General features: G+C 66.0%; 15 protein-coding genes. 3 read left to right on the top strand and 12 right to left on the bottom strand.

Annotated features, from left to right (window positions below):
- Positions 1 to 5 precede the first annotated feature (5 nt).
- The 11 genes from DES47_RS29275 to DES47_RS11445 form a co-directional block, all read right to left on the bottom strand.
- Positions 6 to 731 (bottom strand): PEP-CTERM sorting domain-containing protein, encoded by a 726-nt coding sequence (locus tag DES47_RS29275; RefSeq protein WP_243748271.1) that lies wholly within the window; start codon positions 729 to 731, stop codon positions 6 to 8.
- Positions 732 to 811: 80 nt separating this feature from the next.
- A complete protein-coding gene (gene urtE / locus DES47_RS11490) occupies positions 812 to 1,504 on the bottom strand; it encodes an urea ABC transporter ATP-binding subunit UrtE (RefSeq protein WP_133700862.1) in 693 nt (230 codons plus the stop codon).
- Between the two features lie 14 nt (positions 1,505 to 1,518).
- A complete protein-coding gene (gene urtD, locus DES47_RS11485; RefSeq protein WP_133700861.1) occupies positions 1,519 to 2,385 on the bottom strand; it encodes an urea ABC transporter ATP-binding protein UrtD in 867 nt (288 codons plus the stop codon).
- Positions 2,382 to 3,497 carry an urea ABC transporter permease subunit UrtC gene (gene urtC / locus DES47_RS11480; protein WP_133700860.1) on the bottom strand — a complete coding sequence of 372 codons (1,116 nt, stop codon included), beginning with the start codon at positions 3,495 to 3,497 and terminating at the stop codon, positions 2,382 to 2,384. Before urtC ends, urtD begins: the two co-directional genes overlap by 4 nt.
- Positions 3,498 to 3,570: 73 nt before the next feature.
- Complete coding sequence (urtB, locus tag DES47_RS11475; RefSeq protein WP_133700859.1) at positions 3,571 to 5,148, bottom strand: urea ABC transporter permease subunit UrtB; 1,578 nt, start codon at positions 5,146 to 5,148, stop codon at positions 3,571 to 3,573.
- Between the two features lie 115 nt (positions 5,149 to 5,263).
- Entirely contained in the window at positions 5,264 to 6,541 is a 1,278-nt protein-coding gene (urtA, locus tag DES47_RS11470) for an urea ABC transporter substrate-binding protein (RefSeq protein WP_133700858.1), read from the bottom strand.
- Positions 6,542 to 6,676: 135 nt separating this feature from the next.
- Positions 6,677 to 7,303 carry a protein-methionine-sulfoxide reductase heme-binding subunit MsrQ gene (locus DES47_RS11465; protein ID WP_133700857.1) on the bottom strand — a complete coding sequence of 209 codons (627 nt, stop codon included), beginning with the start codon at positions 7,301 to 7,303 and terminating at the stop codon, positions 6,677 to 6,679.
- A gap of 19 nt (positions 7,304 to 7,322) precedes the next feature.
- Positions 7,323 to 8,318, bottom strand: a complete 996-nt coding sequence (msrP, locus tag DES47_RS11460) for a protein-methionine-sulfoxide reductase catalytic subunit MsrP (protein ID WP_133700856.1) — start codon at positions 8,316 to 8,318, stop codon at positions 7,323 to 7,325.
- A gap of 53 nt (positions 8,319 to 8,371) precedes the next feature.
- The gene (ccsB, locus tag DES47_RS11455; protein WP_133700855.1) at positions 8,372 to 9,730 is read right to left on the bottom strand and encodes a c-type cytochrome biogenesis protein CcsB; all 1,359 of its coding nucleotides are present in this window, start codon (positions 9,728 to 9,730) and stop codon (positions 8,372 to 8,374) included.
- Complete coding sequence (locus DES47_RS11450) at positions 9,727 to 11,832, bottom strand: cytochrome c biogenesis protein ResB (protein WP_133700854.1); 2,106 nt, start codon at positions 11,830 to 11,832, stop codon at positions 9,727 to 9,729. The genes ccsB and DES47_RS11450 overlap by 4 nt, the downstream gene beginning before the upstream one ends.
- A gap of 94 nt (positions 11,833 to 11,926) precedes the next feature.
- The gene (locus DES47_RS11445; RefSeq protein WP_133700853.1) at positions 11,927 to 12,553 is read right to left on the bottom strand and encodes a c-type cytochrome; all 627 of its coding nucleotides are present in this window, start codon (positions 12,551 to 12,553) and stop codon (positions 11,927 to 11,929) included.
- 71 nt (positions 12,554 to 12,624) lie between these two features.
- On the opposite strand from DES47_RS11445, the gene yihA reads away from it, so the two are divergent.
- The 3 genes from yihA to DES47_RS11430 are packed head-to-tail and all read left to right on the top strand — an operon-like array spanning position 12,625 to position 15,132.
- The gene (gene yihA / locus DES47_RS11440; protein WP_133700852.1) at positions 12,625 to 13,365 is read left to right on the top strand and encodes a ribosome biogenesis GTP-binding protein YihA/YsxC; all 741 of its coding nucleotides are present in this window, start codon (positions 12,625 to 12,627) and stop codon (positions 13,363 to 13,365) included.
- Positions 13,366 to 13,419: 54 nt separating this feature from the next.
- A complete protein-coding gene (locus DES47_RS11435) occupies positions 13,420 to 14,310 on the top strand; it encodes an alpha/beta fold hydrolase (protein ID WP_133700851.1) in 891 nt (296 codons plus the stop codon).
- A gap of 60 nt (positions 14,311 to 14,370) precedes the next feature.
- Positions 14,371 to 15,132, top strand: coding sequence for a hypothetical protein (locus DES47_RS11430; protein ID WP_133700850.1), 762 nt, complete (start codon positions 14,371 to 14,373; stop codon positions 15,130 to 15,132).
- Here the strand turns inward: DES47_RS11430 and DES47_RS11425 are convergent.
- Positions 15,129 to 17,372 (bottom strand): patatin-like phospholipase family protein, encoded by a 2,244-nt coding sequence (locus DES47_RS11425; RefSeq protein ID WP_133700849.1) that lies wholly within the window; start codon positions 17,370 to 17,372, stop codon positions 15,129 to 15,131. The genes DES47_RS11430 and DES47_RS11425 overlap by 4 nt on opposite strands.
- Positions 17,373 to 17,430: the final 58 nt, after the last annotated feature.

The following is a 17,430-nucleotide window of genomic DNA, read 5'->3' as shown; positions in this document are numbered from 1 at the left end:
ACGGTTCAGCCGCGGCGGCGGCGGGCCAGGGCCAAGCCCAGCAGGCCAAGGCCCATCAGCGCATAGCTACCAGGCTCGGGCACTGCCAGCGTCACGGTGGCGTCCATGGAACCGGGGTTGTCGAAGTAATAGGCCGAAGTGCCGCTGAAGTTGCCGGCATCGACAAAGCCGATGTACAGGCGCGTGGCATTGGTCGGTGCGGTGAAGGTCAGCAGCGCGCCAGCGGCGTTGTTGAAGCCGGCACGGCCGTCACCGACGAAGAACACCTGGTACAGGCCGGGGGCCTGGCTGAGCGGGTTGTTCGCGTCCCAGGCCGGCAAGGCCGCCGGAGCGGCATTGCCGAACGGGTCGCTCTCGGAGCCGAACATCGCCACCAGCGGCAGCTGGGTGTTGCCGAAGGCATCCGAGATGCCGTTGATGCCGCCTATCGTGGAGGCCGGGCCCAGCCAGTTGCCGCCTTCCGGCGTGGCCAGGTCGCCCGGATTGCCGCAGCAGTTCAGGCCGCCGGTGACCGAGGTGAAGGTGAAGACATTGCCGGCCCCGGCGCTGAAGGTGACGTAAGGCGCGTCGGACGACGCCCCCACCACCGAGCCCGAATGGCCGAACACCTGGTAGAGGCTGACCAGGCCGGGGATGTTGAACGAGGCGCTGCCGCCCGGGGCGATGGCGGTCTGTGCAAACGCAGGGGAAATGGCAAGCGCCGCAGCGGCGGCGAGAACGGCTGATTTCATTGGAGCTCCTCGGGTTCAAAGCGGACCCGAAGACCATAGCCAAGCCCGCCCCGCCTTGTCACTCCCTAGCTTGCCAGCTGTTACACCGACACCAGCGCCCGTACGCCGTTGGCCTCCATCAGCCTCCCCGGCCCGCGGGCGATGATCTCGCCCCGCTCCATCGCCAGGTACTGGTCGGCCAGCTCCTCGGCGAAGTCGTAGAACTGCTCGACCAGGATGATGGCCATGTCGCCCCGCCTGGCCAGCATGCGGATGACGCGGCCGATGTCCTTGATCACGCTGGGCTGTATGCCCTCGGTCGGCTCGTCGAGTATCAAGACCTTGGGGCCGGCCGCCAGCGCGCGGGCAATCGCCAGCTGCTGCTGCTGCCCGCCGGACAGATCGCCACCGCGCCTGTGCAGCATCTGCTTGAGCACCGGAAACAAGTCGTACAGCTCGGCCGGCAGCTCGGTGTTCGCGGGCTTGGAGGCCAGGCCCATCAACAGGTTGTCGAGCACGGTCAGCCGGCCGAAGATCTCACGCCCCTGCGGCACATAGGCCATGCCGACGCGCACGCGCTCGTAGGGCGCCTTGCCGGTCAGGTCATGCTCGCCGAGCTTGATCGTTCCGGCGCGCAGCGGCACCAGGCCCATCAGGCTTTTCAGCAGCGTGGTCTTGCCCACGCCGTTGCGGCCCAGCACCACGGTGACCTCGCCGGCCTTGGCCTCGAAGCCGACATTGCGCAGGATGTGCGAGCCGCCGTAGTACTGCTGGATTCCATCGACCTTCAGCATGTTTGCGCGCCCCGTCATCGTCCGAGATAGACCTCAAGCACCTGCGGATTCGCCTGCACCTGGTTCAGTGTTCCTTCGGCCAGCACGCTGCCCTCGTGCAGCACGGTGACCTTCTTTCGCACATCGTCAGCCGTCAGCGCGGCGATGAACTTCATGTCGTGCTCCACCACCATCAGCGAGTGCTGGCCCTGCAGCGACAGCAGCAGCTCGGCCGTGCGCTCGGTTTCAAAGTCGGTCATGCCGGCCACCGGCTCGTCGAGCAGCAGCAGCTTGGGTTCCAGCATCAGCAGCATGCCTATTTCCAGCCATTGCTTCTGGCCGTGCGACAGCAGGCCCGCCTGACGTCCGGCCTCGCCCAACAGACGGATCTGCGTCAGCACAGCGTCCATGCGGTCCAGCTGAGTGGCCGTGGGCTTGAAGCGCAGGCAGGCCAGCACGCGCGGATCGGCCTGCAGCGACAGCTCGAGGTTCTGCAGCACCGTCAGCTGCTCGAACACCGTCGGCTTCTGGAACTTGCGCCCAATCCCTAAGCGCACGATCTCGCTCTCGCGGTGGCGCAGCAGATTGATGGTGCTGCCGAAGAAGGCCTGGCCGGCGTCGGGCCGGGTCTTGCCGGTGATGACGTCCATCATCGTCGTCTTGCCGGCGCCATTGGGGCCGATGATGCAGCGCAGCTCGCCGGCGGCAATGTCCAGGCTCAGCTTGTTCAAGGCCTTGAAGCCATCGAAGCTGACGCTGATGTCTTCCAGGTACAGCACCGTGCCATGGCTCAGGTCCAGCTCGCCCTCGCGCAGCACCCGGCCATAGGCGGCGCTGCGGCCACCGCTTTGCGTCGCATGCTGCAGGCGCTCGGCGCCCTGCTCCATCAAGTCCGGGCTCATGGCTTCACCTTGCGCTTCAAGGACTTCAAGAGGCCCAGCAAACCATTCGGAAGGAACAGCGTCACGACGATGAACAGGCCGCCCAGCACGAACAGCCAGGCCTCGGGCCACAGCACCGTGAACACGCTCTTGGTGCCATTGACGAAGAAGGCACCGAGGATGGGCCCGACCAGCGTCGCGCGCCCGCCGACCGCCACCCAGACCGCCATCTCGATGCTGGCCGCGGTCGACATCTCGCTCGGGTTGATGATGCCCACCTGCAGCACATACAGCGCGCCGGCCACGCCGCACATCAGCGCCGACAGCACCCAGATCGCGAGCTTGTAGCGCAGCGGGTCGTAGCCGGTGAACATGACCCGGCTCTCGGCATCGCGTATGGCCTGCAGCAGGCGACCGAACTTGCTGCCCACGATCCACCGTGCCAGCAGGTAAAAGGCAATCAGCACGCAGCCGCTGATGACGAACAGCCACAGCCTGGTGGTCGGCTCGGCCAGCGGCACGCCAGCCAGCGACTTGAAGTCGGTGAATCCGTTGTTGCCGCCGAAGCCGGTCTCGTTGCGGAAGAACAGCAGCATCGCCGCGTAGGTCAGCGCCTGCGTGATGATGGAAAAGTACACGCCCTTGATGCGCGAACGGAAGGCGAAGTAGCCGAACACCCAGGCCAGCAGACCCGGCGCCACCAGCACCAGCAGCAGCTGCACCACCAGCGAGTCGCTCAAGGCCCAGTGCCAGGGCAAGGCCTTCCAGTCCAGGAACACCATGAAGGCCGGCAGCGCGCCGGGCCCGGCGGCTTCGCGCATCAGGTACATGCCCACGCAATAGCCGCCCAGCGCGAAGAACAGGCCATGGCCCAGGGACAGAATGCCGGTGTAGCCCCAGATCAGGTCCAGCGCCAGCGCGCACATCGCATAGCAAAGCATCTTGCCCAGCAGGCTGACCAGGTAGTCAGATACATGCAGCCAGTGGCCCTCGGGCACCCAGAGGTTCAGGAAGGGCACCAGCAGGGTCACCACCCACAGCGCCAGCAAGACCTGCCACCAGCGCAGCAGGCGCGAGGCCGAGATGGGTGAGTTCGACTTTTCGATCGCAACAGATGGCAACACCGCGCTCATGTTTGCACCCTGGCGCTACGCGCCTTCCCGCCAAGCGGGAGCAAGCCCAATTCCGGACGGCCGTTCATTGGACTCATGCCTCCGCACTCCGGCCCTTCAGGGCGAACAGGCCGGATGGCCGCTTCTGGATGAAGGCCACCACCGCCACCAGTACGATGATCTTGGCCAGCACCGCACCGGTATAACCCTCCAGCCCCTTGTTGATCAGGCCCAGGCCCATCGCAGCCCAGACGGTGCCGGCCAGCTGGCCGACGCCGCCGGTGACGACGACCAGAAAGCTGTCGACGATGTAGGACTGACCCAGATCCGGGCCGACATTGCCGATCTGAGACAAGGCGCAACCGGCCAGCCCGGCAATGCCCGAGCCCAGTGCAAACGCGAGCGTATCGATACGCGCGGTGTTGACGCCGGTGCAGGAGGCCATCGCGCGGTTCTGCGTCACGCCGCGCACGAACAGGCCCAGCCGCGTGCGTGACAACGCCCAGGCCACCGCACCCAATACCAAGGCTGCGAACACGATGATGGCCAGGCGGTTGAACGGCAGCGTCAGATTGCTCATCACCGCCCAGCCGCCCGACAACCAGGCCGGGTTCTCGACCGCCACGTTCTGCGCGCCGAACAGGCTGCGCACCGCCTGCATCAGCACCAGGCTGATGCCGAAGGTGGCGAGAAGTGTTTCCAGCGGCCGGCCATACAACCAGCGCACGACGGTGCGTTCCAGCAGCGCGCCCACGGCGGCCGTGACCAGAAAAGCCATGGGCACGGCCAGCAGCAGGTAGTAGTCGAACAGCCCGGGCAGCCAGGCCTTGAAGCCCTGCTGTACCAGATAGGTGGCATAGGCGCCAACCATCATCAGCTCGCCGTGGGCCATATTGATCACGCCCATCAGCCCGTAGGTGATGGCCAGGCCCAGGGCGGCCAGCAGCAGGATGGAGCCCAGGCTCAGGCCCGCGAACAGCAGACCCAGGCGCTCACCCCAGTCCAGCTGCGACTTGACCTGGCCGATGGCCAGAGACAGCTGGGCGCGCACGGCCGGGTCGGTCTCGGCCGCAAGGCGTGCCTCCAGCAAGGCACTGACCTTGGGGCTGCCCTGGGCGGCCAGCCATTTGGCGGCGAGCACACGGTCGGCCGCCGCGGGTGCATCGAGCAGCAGGCTGGCCCTCAAGGTCTGCAGCTGCTCCTTCAGGGGTTCGTTGATCTCGTGCAACCAGGCCTGTTCGATCATCGCCTGGTGCTTGATGTCGGCCTGCTCCTGCAGCACCTGCACCGCCTGTTCGCGCTGCGCCAGCTTGGGCGAGCGCAGCTGCAACACGGCAAGCGCCACGCCGAGCTCGCGGCGCATGCGATTGTTGTTGCTGACCTCCTCGGCGTCGGCCGGCAGCACCGCCACCTGGTCGGCGGCGAAGTCGCGCACCGCCTCGCCCTCGACGATCCACACGCCGGCCGGGCTAACGCGCACCTTGTCGTCCAGCAGGGCCTGTACAAAGGTCTGCAGCCGCGGGTTGGACTCCAGCAAGGCATTGCGTAGCGCGGTGACGCGGTCGTCGGTTTCGCCCGCGGCGATGTCTCGCCAGCTCACCGCTGCCTGGGCCTGCAGCCCGAACAGACAAAGCACGGCCAGAAGAAGATGCCTGAGGTGACGTTGGAACATGGGCCTGAACATTGCGATGCCTGAAAAAAGAGAGCGCCCTGCCGATCCCCCGAACGACAGGGCGCACCCCGGGGTGGGCACATGCCTACCCCCGCGCTTGCTAACTACTGCTCAATCACATCTTTTCGGGCGAATCCTTCTTCTTGTCGTTACCCGCGATGAACGGGCTCCAAGGATTGGCGCGCACCGGGCCCGGGGTCTTCCAGACCACATTGAACTGGCCGTCGGCCTTGATTTCGCCAATGAACACCGGCTTGTGCAGGTGGTGGTTCTTCTCGTCCATCTTGGACATGAAGCCGCCCGGCGCCGGGAAGGTCTGGCCGGCCATCGCGGCGATGACCTTGTCGACATCGGTGCTCTTGGCCTTCTCGACCGCCTGCTTCCACATATTGATGCCGATGTAGGTGGCCTCCATCGGGTCGTTGGTCAGCGGCTTGTCCTTGTGGCCGGCGATGCCCTTGGCCTTGGCATAGGCGGCCCACTTCTTGGTGAACTCGGTATTGGCCGGGTTCTTCAGGCTCATGAAGTAGTTCCAGGCGGCCAGGTGGCCGACCAGCGGCTTGGTGTCCACGCCGCGCAGCTCTTCCTCGCCGACCGAGAAGGCCACCACCGGCACATCGGTCGCCTTCAGGCCCTGGTTGCCCAGTTCCTTGTAGAAGGGCACGTTGGAGTCGCCGTTGATAGTGGAGATCACCGCCGTCTTCTTGCCCTCGGCGGCGAACTTCTTGATCTTGGCGATGATGGTCTGGTAGTCGCTGTGGCCGAAGGGGGTGTACTCCTCCATGATGTCGGCCTCGGCAATCCCCTTGGACTTGAGGAAGCTGCGCAAGATCTTGTTGGTGGTACGCGGATAGACATAGTCGGTACCCAGCAACACGAAGCGCTTGGCGCCGCCGCCGTCCTTGCTCATCAGGTACTCCACCGCGGGGATGGCCTGCTGATTGGGCGCCGCGCCGGTGTAGAACACATTCTTCGACAGCTCTTCACCCTCGTACTGCACCGGGTAGAACAGCAGGCCGTTGAGCTCCTCGAACACCGGCAGCACCGACTTGCGCGACACCGAGGTCCAGCAGCCGAAGGTCACGGCCACCTTGTCCTGCGTCAGCAGCTGGCGGCCTTTCTCGGCGAACAGCGGCCAGTTCGACGCCGGGTCCACCACCACCGCTTCCAGCTTCTTGCCCAGCACGCCGCCCTTGGCATTGATCTCGTCGATGGCCATCAGGGTGACGTCCTTCAGCACCGTCTCGGAGATGGCCATCGTGCCCGACAGCGAGTGCAGCACACCGACCTTGATGGTGTCGGCAGCGAGAGCCTGTGCGCTCAGACCCAGGGCGGCGATAGCGCCGGCCATGGCGGTGATGGAGGCACTGAAACTGCGACGCGATAGTGACATGCTGTGAGTCCTCATTCGTTGTGAAACGTCTGGCGGCTGCTTTCTGGATGAAAGCCGGCTGCCTTGAGGGACAGTGTTGCGACTATGCCGCGCGGGGCAAATACGCCGGATGGCGTATGCGGATGGTGTTGCGGCTCAGCCGATGGCGGCGACCCGGCTCACGCGCCGGCCGCCCCAGGCCTTGAAGAGGCGCCAGCCCAGCAGCAGGGCGACGATGGCGGCATAGATGCCCACCTCGGCAAAATTGTTCTTGCCGGCACGCATCCAGAAGAAGTGCAAGAGGCCCAGGAGCACCACCGCATACACCAGCCGGTGCAGCAACTGCCAGCGTTTGGCACCCAGGGCCTTGATCGCGCGGTTGAACGAGGTCAGGGCCAGCGGCAGCATCAGCAGCAGCGCCGTGAAGCCGACCAGGATGAAGGGGCGCTTGGCGATGTCTCTGGCGATGTCGCCGAACTCGAGGCCCATGTCCAACCAGGCATAACTGAGCAGATGCATGCAGCCATAGAAGAAGGTGAACAGGCCCAGCATGCGGCGAAAGCGCGCCAGCGCCGGTTGCTTGAACCACTGGCGCAGCGGCGTGATGGCCAGCGTCAAACACAGCATGCGCAGCGTCCAGTCGCCGAGGCCCCGTATCAGCGCCTCGGCCGGATTGGCGCCCAGCGTGTCGAACACCACGCCATAGGCCAGCGAGGCCAGGGGCAGCAGGGCCAGCACAAAAAGCAGCGGCTTGGCTGCGGGGTGCAGCAGCAGATTCTTCATGGTGGCGAGGTGAAGCTCTTCAGTAGAACTTCTTCAGGTCCATGCCGGCGTACAGCGAGGCGACCTGGGCCTCATAGCCGTTGAACATCAAGGTCGGCCGCTTCTTGGCAAACACGCCGCCCTCGCCGATGCGGCGCTCGCTGGCCTGGCTCCAGCGCGGGTGATCGACGCTCGGATTGACGTTCGAATAGAAGCCGTACTCCTGCTCTGCCGCCCGCGTCCAGCTCGACACGGGCTGTTTCTCGACCAGGCGGATCTTGACGATGGACTTGGCCGACTTGAAGCCATACTTCCAGGGCACGATCAGGCGCACCGGCGCACCGTTCTGATTCGGCAGCACCTCGCCGTAGAGGCCCAGGGTCAGCAGGGTCAGCGGGTGCATGGCCTCGTCGATGCGCAGGCCCTCGGTGTAGGGCCAGTCCAGCACGCCGGAGCGCAGGCCGGGCATTTGCGACTTGTCGGCCAGGGTGATGAACTCGACGAACTTGGCCTTGCTGGTGGGCTCCACCCTCTTGATCAGCTCGGACAGCGAGTAGCCCATCCAGGGCACGACCATGGACCAGCCTTCGACGCAGCGCAGCCGGTAGATGCGCTCCTCGATTGGCGCCAACTTCAGCAGCATGTCCAGATCGAAGGTGCCGGGCTTGCCGACCTCACCCTCGACGCTGACGGTCCAGGGCCGGGGCTTCAGGGTGCCCGCCGTGCGGGCCGGGTCGGCCTTGTCTGTGCCGAACTCGTAGAAATTGTTGTAGCTGGTGACGTCCTGGTAGGGCGTGGGCTTGTCCATCACCATGCCGCCGGCCACCGCGCTGCGGCTACCCGCCAGCTTGGCCAGCTTGCCCGGGCCTGCCGTGGTCTGTGCCAGCGCATCGCGGGCGGCCCAGGAAGCCAGGCCGACACCGGCCACGCCGGTGGCGAGGTGGCGCAACAGTTCACGGCGTCGCTCGAACTGCTCGCGCGGGGTGATCTCCGAGCTGTGCGGATGGGTGAAGCCGTGGTCTTTGATCAAGTGCATCTGGGGTCTCCGGGGTACATCGTCATCACTTGGTCGAAAGAGCCCCGAGAACCTTACAAGGTTCCGTAGGAATGCAGCCCCGACAGAAACATATTCACCCCCAGGAAGGCAAAGGTCGTGACGACCAGGCCCACCAGCGCCCACCAGGCGGCAACCACGCCGCGCAGCCCCTTGATCAGCCGCATATGCAGCCAGGCCGCGTAATTAAGCCAGACGATAAGCGCCCAGGTCTCCTTCGGGTCCCAACTCCAGTAGCCGCCCCAGGCCTCGGCGGCCCAGAAGGCGCCCAGGATGGTGGCGATGGTGAAGAAGGCAAAGCCCAGGGCAATGGCCTTGTACATCAGGTCATCGAGCAGCTCCAGCGAGGGCAGGCGCGCCGTCAGCGGCTTGCGCGCGAGCACGCACAGGGCGAAGAAGACCAGCAGGCCCGCCATCTTGCCGGCCCAGCTGTCCAGCCCGGCGATCGAGGCTTCGGGCAGGCCGGCGCCGAAGCGCACCGCCAGGATCACGGCAATCAGCGCGGCCGGCACGCCCAGCAGGCCGATCACCAGCGCGCGCGGCGTGGCCGTCTTCAGCAGATAGGCCATGGCCACCATGGCCGACATCGCGAAGGTGCCGTAGCCGACGAAGTTGGCCGGCACATGGATCTTCATCCACCAGCTCTGCAGGGCCGGCACCAGCGGCTGGATCTCATGGGCCTCGCGGGCCACCGTGTACCAGAGCAGGAAGCTGACCGCCGCGCTGATCACCAGCAGCACATAGGCGCCCAGCGCCCGGGTCTTGAAGCGGCTTTCGTAGTACAGATAGAACAGCGCCGTCATCCAGCAGAACAGCACGAACACCTCGTACAGATTGCTGACCGGGATGTGACCGATATCGGGGCCGATCTGGTGGCTCTCGAACCAGCGCACCATGGTGCCGGTCAGGGCCATGAAGACAGCACCCCAGGCCAGGCGCGAGCCTATCGCCTCGGCCGCGCTGGCCTCACCCCGCTTGGTGAAGAAGCCGCCCCAGAAGAACAACGTGCTCATGAAGAACAGCAGGCTCATCCACAGGATGGCGCTCTGGCTGGACAGCATGTACTTGAGCAGGAACACCCGGTCGGCCGCGCCGAGGTCGGCGCCGAAGCCGTCCGGCGTGCGGTTGTACAGGCTGATGGCCAGCAGGCTGGCCGCGCCGACCAGCAGCATCAGCACCCGCAGCGGCTTCCAGAACCAGCCCAGGGCGATCAGCGAGGGCGTGGCGAACAGGAGGATGCCCTGCTCGTAGCCGTCCATCGAGTGACCGTAGCGCATGAAGGCATAGGCGGCGCCACCCAGCACCAGGGCGGCAAACGCCCAGTCAAACAGGTTCAGGCCGCCGAGGCGCGCGCCCAAGGACGGGCGGCCCATGGTCATCGTCGTCGTGTTCATGTGGCTTTATCTTTCAATACCGCCTGTTGCAGGCGATCAAACTCGGTGTCGGTGTCAAGGGTGCGGCGCGTGGTGGACAGGGCCATGGTCACGCGCGTGCCCTCGGGCACGGCTTGGAGCCAGATCCACATCCGGCGTTCCCTTATGTACAACATCGTGAACACACCCACAATCAATAGCACTGCGCCCAGGTAGACCAGCTTCTGGCCCGGCGCCCGCGCAACCTGGAACACGCTGGCCTGCACCTGCTTGAAGTCGCTGAGCTGCAGTATCACCGGCGCCGGGTAGAACATGCTGTCCGACAGCGCCAGCACCGATTGGGTCATGAAGCGTTGCGCCGCCTCGTCGGTCTTGGGCTCGCCCAGGCCGGCCTGCTCGCGCACCATCTTGTGCAACTCGAACAGGCTGCCGTTGAGGATGCGTAGCAGGACCTCGGAAATGCGCGAGCGGTCGCTCTCCGGCACCTCGCGCTCGATGAACTGCGACAGGCCCGGCAGGCCGCCCACCGGCGTCTCGCCCGGCTTCACCCCTTCGGCACCGGCAAACAGCGACAGCGCACGCCGCGCCGTGCCCTGCAGCTGCGGGGTCATCTCGGGCTTGTCCTGAGGGGTGGCCAGGCGGGCATAGCGCAGCGCCGCCTGTTCGCGCAGGGCCGGGTCGCTCAAGGCCTGACGCAACTGCAGCCAGCCATCGATGTTGCCCTGCTCATCGACCGGAATGCGCAGGTAGCGGAAGCTCTCGGCCGGCGTGTCGCGCACGCCGACCAGGAAGGAACGCTGGCCGTCCAGCTCCACCGGCACCATATAGTTGTTGTATTCGCGGGCCTGGCCGCTGGCGTCGCGCAGCTTGTAGCTGACCGAGGGGCCGACGTTCTGCAAGGTCTTCTCGGTCTTCACCTTGGCGCCCGAGCCCAGATGCTTGTCCAGCGAGCTGGCCAGATCCACCTTGCGCACATCGGCGCCCGAACCACCATCGGCAATGGTGTTCTCGACATTGATGACGCGCAGGCCGGTGAACTCCAGCATCAGCTTGTCATTGCCATTGCTCAACGAGGTGCTGCTGCCTATCGTGCCCTGGATCTTGAAGGTCTTGCCGCCCGCCACCAGCGGTTGAGCCTGCAAAGTGACCTCGGAGCCGCCGTCATCAAAGCTGCTCTGGTAGATGGCCACGCCGCGGTGATGGGCGGGCTCGTTGACCTTGACGGTGGCCGGCGTGGTCTTGCCGGTATCGCGGTCATGAATCAGCACCTCGCTGGCGAACAGCTTGGGCATGCCGGTGTCGTAGTACTCGACGATGAACTTCTTCAGCTCCACGTCGAAGGGCAGGTCCTGCAGCACCACACCGTCGGGCATGCTCAGGATCGCCGTGCCGGCGCGGCCGCCCTCGGGCACCATCAGGTTGCCGCGGAAGGTTGGCGTGGCTTCCCCCAGCCGGTGCGCGGCCGGCACATCGCGTATCAGGCCGGCACCGGAATACACCGACTTGCCCTGCAGCAGCATCATGCCCTTGACGATCAGGTCGCCGTCCAGCAGGCCACCCAGGCAGACCAGCACGATGGCGGAGTGCGCAGCGATATAGCCGATCTTGTTGCTGGTGCCGGCGCGGGCCGCCACCATCTGGCCGCCGTCTCGCTGCTGCAGCTTGGCCTGCCAGCCGGCCTTGGCCAGCAGGGTGTTGATGCGCTCGAGGGTCTGCGCCGGGCTCAGGCTCAGCTGGCCCTCGGCCCGGTGGTGGAAGGACTTCAGCGACTGCTCGCGCAGATCTTCCTTGTAGCTCTTCAGGTCGACCAGGATCTTGGGCGTGTTGCGCGCGATGCACAGGCTGGTGGACAGCACCAGAAAGGCCAGAATCAGCAGGAACCACCAGGCGCTGTAGACCGTGTAGAGATCGATCTTCTGGTAGACCTCGGCCCAGAACGGGCCGAACTGGTTCACATAGTTGTTCAGCGGCTCGCGCTGCTTGACCACGGTGCCTATCACCGAGGCGATGCAGATCACCGTCAGCAGCGAGATCGAAAACCGCATCGAGGCCAGCAGGTCGAACAGCTCGCGGGCGGTGCTGGAGGACGGAACGGCCCGAGGGGCGGGAGTGGAGTCAGGCATGGCGAGATTGTCGGGCCTAAGGCTTAAGAGGGTGCGGCACCATAGAAAAAGGCCGGATCAAGCCGGCCTTTTGTCCTTCCACGGGGGGAGCGGGTCAGCGCAGACCGGCGATGTAGTCGGACACCGCCTTGATCTCGCGATCATTCATCTTGGCGGTGATGCCCTTCATCATCGGGCTGTTGCCGCGGGTGCCGGCGCGCAGGGCCAGCAACTGGGCTTCGGTGTAGTCGGAGTGCTGACCGGCCAGGCGCGGGTACTGGGCGGGCAGGCCGGCGCCGTTGGGGCTGTGGCAGGCCGCGCAGGCCGGGATACTGCGGTCGGCGATGCCACCGCGGTAGATCTTCTCGCCCAGCACGACCAGGTCCTTGTCCTTGGAGAAGCCGGGCTTGGCCTGCTTGGACGCATAGAAGGCCGCGACGTTCTTCATGTCCTCCTCGGTCAGTGCGGCCGACATGCCGGCCATGATCGGGTTGGCGCGCTTGCCGGACTTGAACTCGGTCAGCTGCTTGACCAGGTATTCGGCGTGCTGGCCCTGGATGATGGGGTTGGCGGGGCTCCCGCGCGAGCCGTCGGCCGTGTGGCAGGCTGCGCAGACCTGCGTGGCCGTGGCTTGGCCCTTGGCCAAATCGGGCTTGGCCGGGGCCTTCGTTTCCGCAGCATTTGCCGCAAGGGCAAACACGAGGCCAGATATCAGGGTCAACAAATTGGCGGCTGTTTTCATGAGAGGATGGGTATCACCAAAAGCGCAACCGTCGGATTTTACAATGCTCGGCCACCCAGCCCGAGAATTTCATGACAACTACAACTCCAAAACCGCAAGAATCCGGCGCTGCATCGGCCCAGGCCGGCCCCCAAAGCGGCCCCGTCAGCGAGAAGGTAGCCCTGGGCTGGACGCATACCGCACGCTTCCTGACGACGGCCAGCAAGGTTGTCGAGGTGCCGATCTCCGAACTGCCCGAAATTGCCTTTGTCGGCCGCTCGAATGCCGGCAAATCGACGGCCATCAACACGCTGGCCCAGCAAAAACGCCTGGCTTTTGCCTCCAAGACGCCGGGCCGCACCCAGCACATCAACCTGTTCGAGCTGGGCCCCAAGGACGCTGCCGACGCCTGGTTCTCCGACCTGCCCGGCTACGGCTATGCCGCCGTGGCCCGCGCCGCCAAGCTGCGCTGGCAGCAGGTGATGGCCGAGTATCTGGAAATCCGCCGCAGCCTGTCGGGGGTGGTGCTGATGGTCGATTCGCGCCTGGGTCTGACCGATCTGGACAAGCAGCTGCTTTCATTCGTCGCCCCCCGCGTGGGCACCGGCGAGGTCAAGCTGCTGGTGCTCCTGACCAAGGCCGACAAGCTCAACCGCAAGGAGCAGGCCGCCATACTGGCCAGCACCCAGACCGAACTGGCCGATCTGGCCACCGATGACTCCGACATCGCCATCACCCTGTTCTCGGCGCTGAAGAAGATGGGCGTCGGCGATGTGGCCTGCATCCTGCATGAGTGGGTGCATCCGCAAGCGCAGGACGTGTCACCCGATTGACACCCGGGCCCCCGGCGGCGCGGGATACTGCGCCGACCCCAACGGGAGCCTCCAATGATTGAAACCTTTGAAGCGTTGTTGCCGCACGGCATCACGCTGTCCTGCCGCGCCTTCGGCCCGAAAGACGCGCCCGTCCTGCTGTTCCTGCACGGCTTCCCGGAGGCCGCCTTCGTCTGGGATGAGCTGATCATGGCGCTCGGCAGCGACTACCGCTGCATCGCCCCGAATCTGCGCGGCTACGAACGGTCCTCGCGGCCGTCCGAGGTCGAGGCCTATCGCGCCAAGCATCTGATGGCCGATCTGGAGGCCCTGCTCAAGCACCAGGGGGTGACGCAGCTGGAGGCGCTGGTGGCCCACGACTGGGGTGGTGCCGTGGCCTGGAATATGGCGGTGCAGCGGCCGCAGCTGATGAAGCGGCTGATCATCATCAACTCGCCGCACCCAGCCACCTTTCTGCGCGAGCTGCAGTCCAATTCGGTCCAGCAGGCGTCCAGCGCCTACATGACGTTTCTATGCCGGCCGGACGCCGAATCGCTGCTGCGCGAGAACGACTACGCCAGGCTGTGGCCCTTCTTCAGCCACGATATGGGCGAAAGCGGCGACCCCGCCTGGCTGACCGAGGCCGTCAAGCAGCAATACCGCGAGGTCTGGAACCTGGGCCTGCAGGGCGCGCTGAACTACTACCGCGCCTCGCCGCTGCGCCCGCCGACGGTCGACGACCAGACGGTGATGAGCCTGCAGTTCCCGCCCGAGTTCGTCACCGTCAAGCTGCCCACCCATGTGATCTGGGCCGAGGCCGACATCGCCCTGCCCCTGGTCTTGATCGACGGGCTGGAGGCCTTTGTGCCGCAGCTGACGCTGACCCGCGTGCCCGGCGCCTCGCACTGGATCGTGCACGAGCAACCGGCACTGGTGGAGGCGGAGATCCGGCGAGCCCTGGACTAGCGCGAATCCGCTCCCGAGCTGCTACCCTAGCTACCACACCCGGACCGGGGGAGTCAGACCGTGAACACGCATCCCAGTTGGCAGACGACCCTGTCGAAGGCTGAGGGCCATCTCGCCGCCCAGCAATGGCCCGCGGCACGTGAGGCGGCACAGGCCATGACTGCCATCTGCAAAGAGCCTGTCTGGCTGGGGCGCGCCTGGCTGCTGAGTGCTCGGGCCGCCTGGCATCTGTCCGACCTGGACGCCTGCCTGGCCGACGCGATGCTGGCGCTGGCCCAGGCCCGCCAGGCCGCACAGCAGGACACCCAGATCTCGGCACTCACCCTGGCAGCCTTTGCCCTGGCCGAACTGAACCGCGCCGAGCAGGCATTGCCGCTGGCCGACGAGGCGCTGGCGCTGAGCGAGGTCGGCCCCCACTTCATGCTTCGGCCAGTGGCCCTGTCCTGCGCGGCCCATCTCCAGGCGCGTCTGGGCCACTTGCAGGAATCCGAATCGCTGCATATGCAGGCCCTGTCACTGGCGCGAGAAAGCGGTAGTCCGGAGCGCCTGCAAATGGCCTATGACAATCTGACGCTGTCACTGGCCCACACGCACCGGGCCGCGCGTCGGGCCCAGGACGATGGGCTGGCCGAGGTGGCGACGCGCTACGCCGAGAAGCATATGCCCCAGATCCGCAACCTGATGCGCGACGAGAGGTTGGAAGACTGGCGGCGCCGCAGCTTGATGGACAATCTGGCGGCGCTGCTGGAACTGCGCGGCTCGGCACAGGAGGCGCAGGAGGCAAAGACCCTGCGGCAGTTGGCGAAGCCGGCCAAGCCCTAGGGTCGCCCGATGAACAGATAGATCGCCGAGCCGGCCTTGGGCGCGTAGCCCAGACCCACATACAGCGGCCCCACCGTGGTGTCGGTGCCCAGAAACAGGCTGCTGGCCCAGCGCAGGCCCTTCAGGCTCATCTGGCGATGGTTCTCCCAGGTGTTGCCGGCCTCCAGCGAGCCGCCGACGAAGAAGCCGCGGGTCAGCACCGGCGTGTCCTTCAGCCTCATGTAGTAGCTGGCACGGCCGAACAGCAGGGCCGGGCCTATCAGTTGGCCCTGCTTGTAGCCCGACAGCTGCTGGAACCCGCCCAGCGAATAGGGCCCCTGGATCGAGTCCTCGGGTTCGCGCGCCACCAGGCCGCGCAGATGCAGATTCAGCGTGTGCCGCCCCCAGCTCTGCACGCCGGTGGCCTGCAGCTCCAGGCGGGCAAAGCTGCCGCTGGTGTGCTCCTTGTTGACCTGGCGGCCGTACAGCGCTTCGAGCGTATAGCGGTAGCCGCGCTGAGGGAAGTTGGCGAAGTCGAGCTGGTCGACCACGGCCTTCAGGCGCAGCGCCGTCTCGCTGGCGTCACGCTTGAGCTCGTCGAGCGGCAGATCGATGGTCAGCAAGCTGGGCCGCAGGCGCCAGGTCTCGTGCACCACGCCCAGTCGGACCTCGCCCCATTTGCCCCAGGGCTGGCCCAGATCCACCCCCAGCGTGGCGCCGGTGCGCAGAAAGCGCGCGCGGCCGTTGCCGGCATCGTCATACAGATTCAGCTGCCGGCGCTCGACCTTGCCCCAGCCGGAGACGAACCAGTCGCGCGAGGTGCCCAGCTTGACGCCCAGCGGGTGGTACAGCTCGGAGTAGATCCTCGGCGTCTGCCCCAGGGTCAGCTGGTTGCGCCATTCGGTGCCGCCGGGTGTCAGCCAATGACGGTTGTGCGAGATGCGCAGATTGAAGGAGCTGTCACCGCTGAGGTCGGTGCTGAGGTCCAGGCCGACGCGGAAGTAGTTAGGACCCCAGGACTTGTCTTCCATGCTGAACACCAGCGTGTCGCCGACCTCACGCTGCGCGACGTGATAGTCCACCCGCTCGAAGTCGCCCGACGAGGCCAGAAAGCGCGTGTCACGCTCGGCCTTGGCAAGATCGAAGCGCTCGCCGGGTTTGGACTCCAGCTGTTCGGCGAAGCGCTGGGGCTGGGCGATGTCGCTGCCCTCCATGCGCACCTCCACCAGCACCGGCTTGTCGAGCTGCGAGCCCTTGCGCGCCTCGCGCCAGCGCTGGTAGCCGGCCTCGTCCACGGCGTAGGCGCGCAGCTGCGGCAGCGCTGCCTCGGCCGCCTGTTCGCCGAGCTTGACGAAATCCACTCCGCGCTCGAAGTCGCTGGAGCTGAGCTTGCCCAGCTGCGGCTTGATCAGCACATCGCCGTCCGACAGGGTGGCCAGGCTGCGCTTGACGTTCTGTTCGGTGAGGATGTTGATCATCTGCGCCGTCACGCCAAGCAGCGAGCCCAGCGACTCCCGGCCGCCAATCGGCGTGCCCACGTTCACCGCGATCAGCCGCTGCGCGCCCATGCCTCGGGCGATGTCCAGCGGCAGGTTGTTGACCAGGCCGCCATCGCCGAGGATGCGGCCCTCCCACTCCAGCGGCGCGAACACGCCGGGCACGCTCATGCTGGAGCGCATCGCCAGCGCCAGATCGCCCTCGCCAATCACCTGCTGCTCGCCCGTCTCCAGGTCGGTGGAGACGGCGCGAAAGGGCGTGGGCAGCGCGTCGAAGCTGCGGATCTTGCGCACCGGCAGCGTGAAGCGGCGCAGCAGCGTCTCCAGGCCGCGGCTGGACAGCGTGCCCTGGGGCGCCCGGAACTCGCCATCGCGCATGCCGAATTCGAGCACCGCGGAGAACTCGAAATCCTCCTCCTTGCGGCGCTGCGACAGGTTCTGCCGGTCCACCCGGCTGGCGAACACATCGCCCCAGGAGAGCTGGATCAGCTCGCGCTCCAGCTGCTCGGCATTCATGCCGCTGGCATACAGGCCGCCGATGATGGCTCCCATCGAGGTGCCGGTGATCAGATCGACCGGGATGCGCTCGCGCTCCAACACCTTGAGCACGCCCACATGGGCCAGGCCCCGCGCGCCGCCGCCCGACAGCACCAGCCCGATGCGGGGGCGGGTCTTGTCCTGAGGAACCGCATCCTGCGCCTGCGCAGCGGTGCCCAGCAGCAGGATGGAGACAGAGATGATTCGGAGCAAACGGTTCGCGTGCATGGGCGAATTGTCTCGCAAGGCCCCACCCGCCAGGGCGAGCCGGAATTGCGGGCACACT

The sequence above is a fragment of the Roseateles toxinivorans genome, from assembly GCF_004362525.1.
Taxonomy (GTDB): domain Bacteria; phylum Pseudomonadota; class Gammaproteobacteria; order Burkholderiales; family Burkholderiaceae_C; genus Paucibacter; species Paucibacter toxinivorans.
The sequence above is the reverse complement of the archived record's forward strand: the minus strand, read 5'-3'. Positions and strand labels throughout refer to the sequence as shown.

Bases quoted from the DNA above. Each gene is read 5' to 3' on its own strand.
- DES47_RS29275 (WP_243748271.1), bottom strand. From the start codon at position 731: ATGAAATCAGCCGTTCTCGCCGCCGCTGCGGCGCTTGCCATTTCCCCT.
- yihA (WP_133700852.1), top strand. From the start codon at position 12,625: ATGACAACTACAACTCCAAAACCGCAAGAATCCGGCGCTGCATCGGCC.
- DES47_RS11445 (WP_133700853.1), bottom strand. From the start codon at position 12,553: ATGAAAACAGCCGCCAATTTGTTGACCCTGATATCTGGCCTCGTGTTT.
- urtA (WP_133700858.1), bottom strand. From the start codon at position 6,541: ATGTCACTATCGCGTCGCAGTTTCAGTGCCTCCATCACCGCCATGGCC.
- DES47_RS11450 (WP_133700854.1), bottom strand. From the start codon at position 11,832: ATGCCTGACTCCACTCCCGCCCCTCGGGCCGTTCCGTCCTCCAGCACC.
- urtB (WP_133700859.1), bottom strand. From the start codon at position 5,148: ATGTTCCAACGTCACCTCAGGCATCTTCTTCTGGCCGTGCTTTGTCTG.
- urtE (WP_133700862.1), bottom strand. From the start codon at position 1,504: ATGCTGAAGGTCGATGGAATCCAGCAGTACTACGGCGGCTCGCACATC.
- DES47_RS11465 (WP_133700857.1), bottom strand. From the start codon at position 7,303: ATGAAGAATCTGCTGCTGCACCCCGCAGCCAAGCCGCTGCTTTTTGTG.
- ccsB (WP_133700855.1), bottom strand. From the start codon at position 9,730: ATGAACACGACGACGATGACCATGGGCCGCCCGTCCTTGGGCGCGCGC.
- msrP (WP_133700856.1), bottom strand. From the start codon at position 8,318: ATGCACTTGATCAAAGACCACGGCTTCACCCATCCGCACAGCTCGGAG.
- DES47_RS11425 (WP_133700849.1), bottom strand. From the start codon at position 17,372: ATGCACGCGAACCGTTTGCTCCGAATCATCTCTGTCTCCATCCTGCTG.
- urtD (WP_133700861.1), bottom strand. From the start codon at position 2,385: ATGAGCCCGGACTTGATGGAGCAGGGCGCCGAGCGCCTGCAGCATGCG.
- DES47_RS11435 (WP_133700851.1), top strand. From the start codon at position 13,420: ATGATTGAAACCTTTGAAGCGTTGTTGCCGCACGGCATCACGCTGTCC.
- urtC (WP_133700860.1), bottom strand. From the start codon at position 3,497: ATGAGCGCGGTGTTGCCATCTGTTGCGATCGAAAAGTCGAACTCACCC.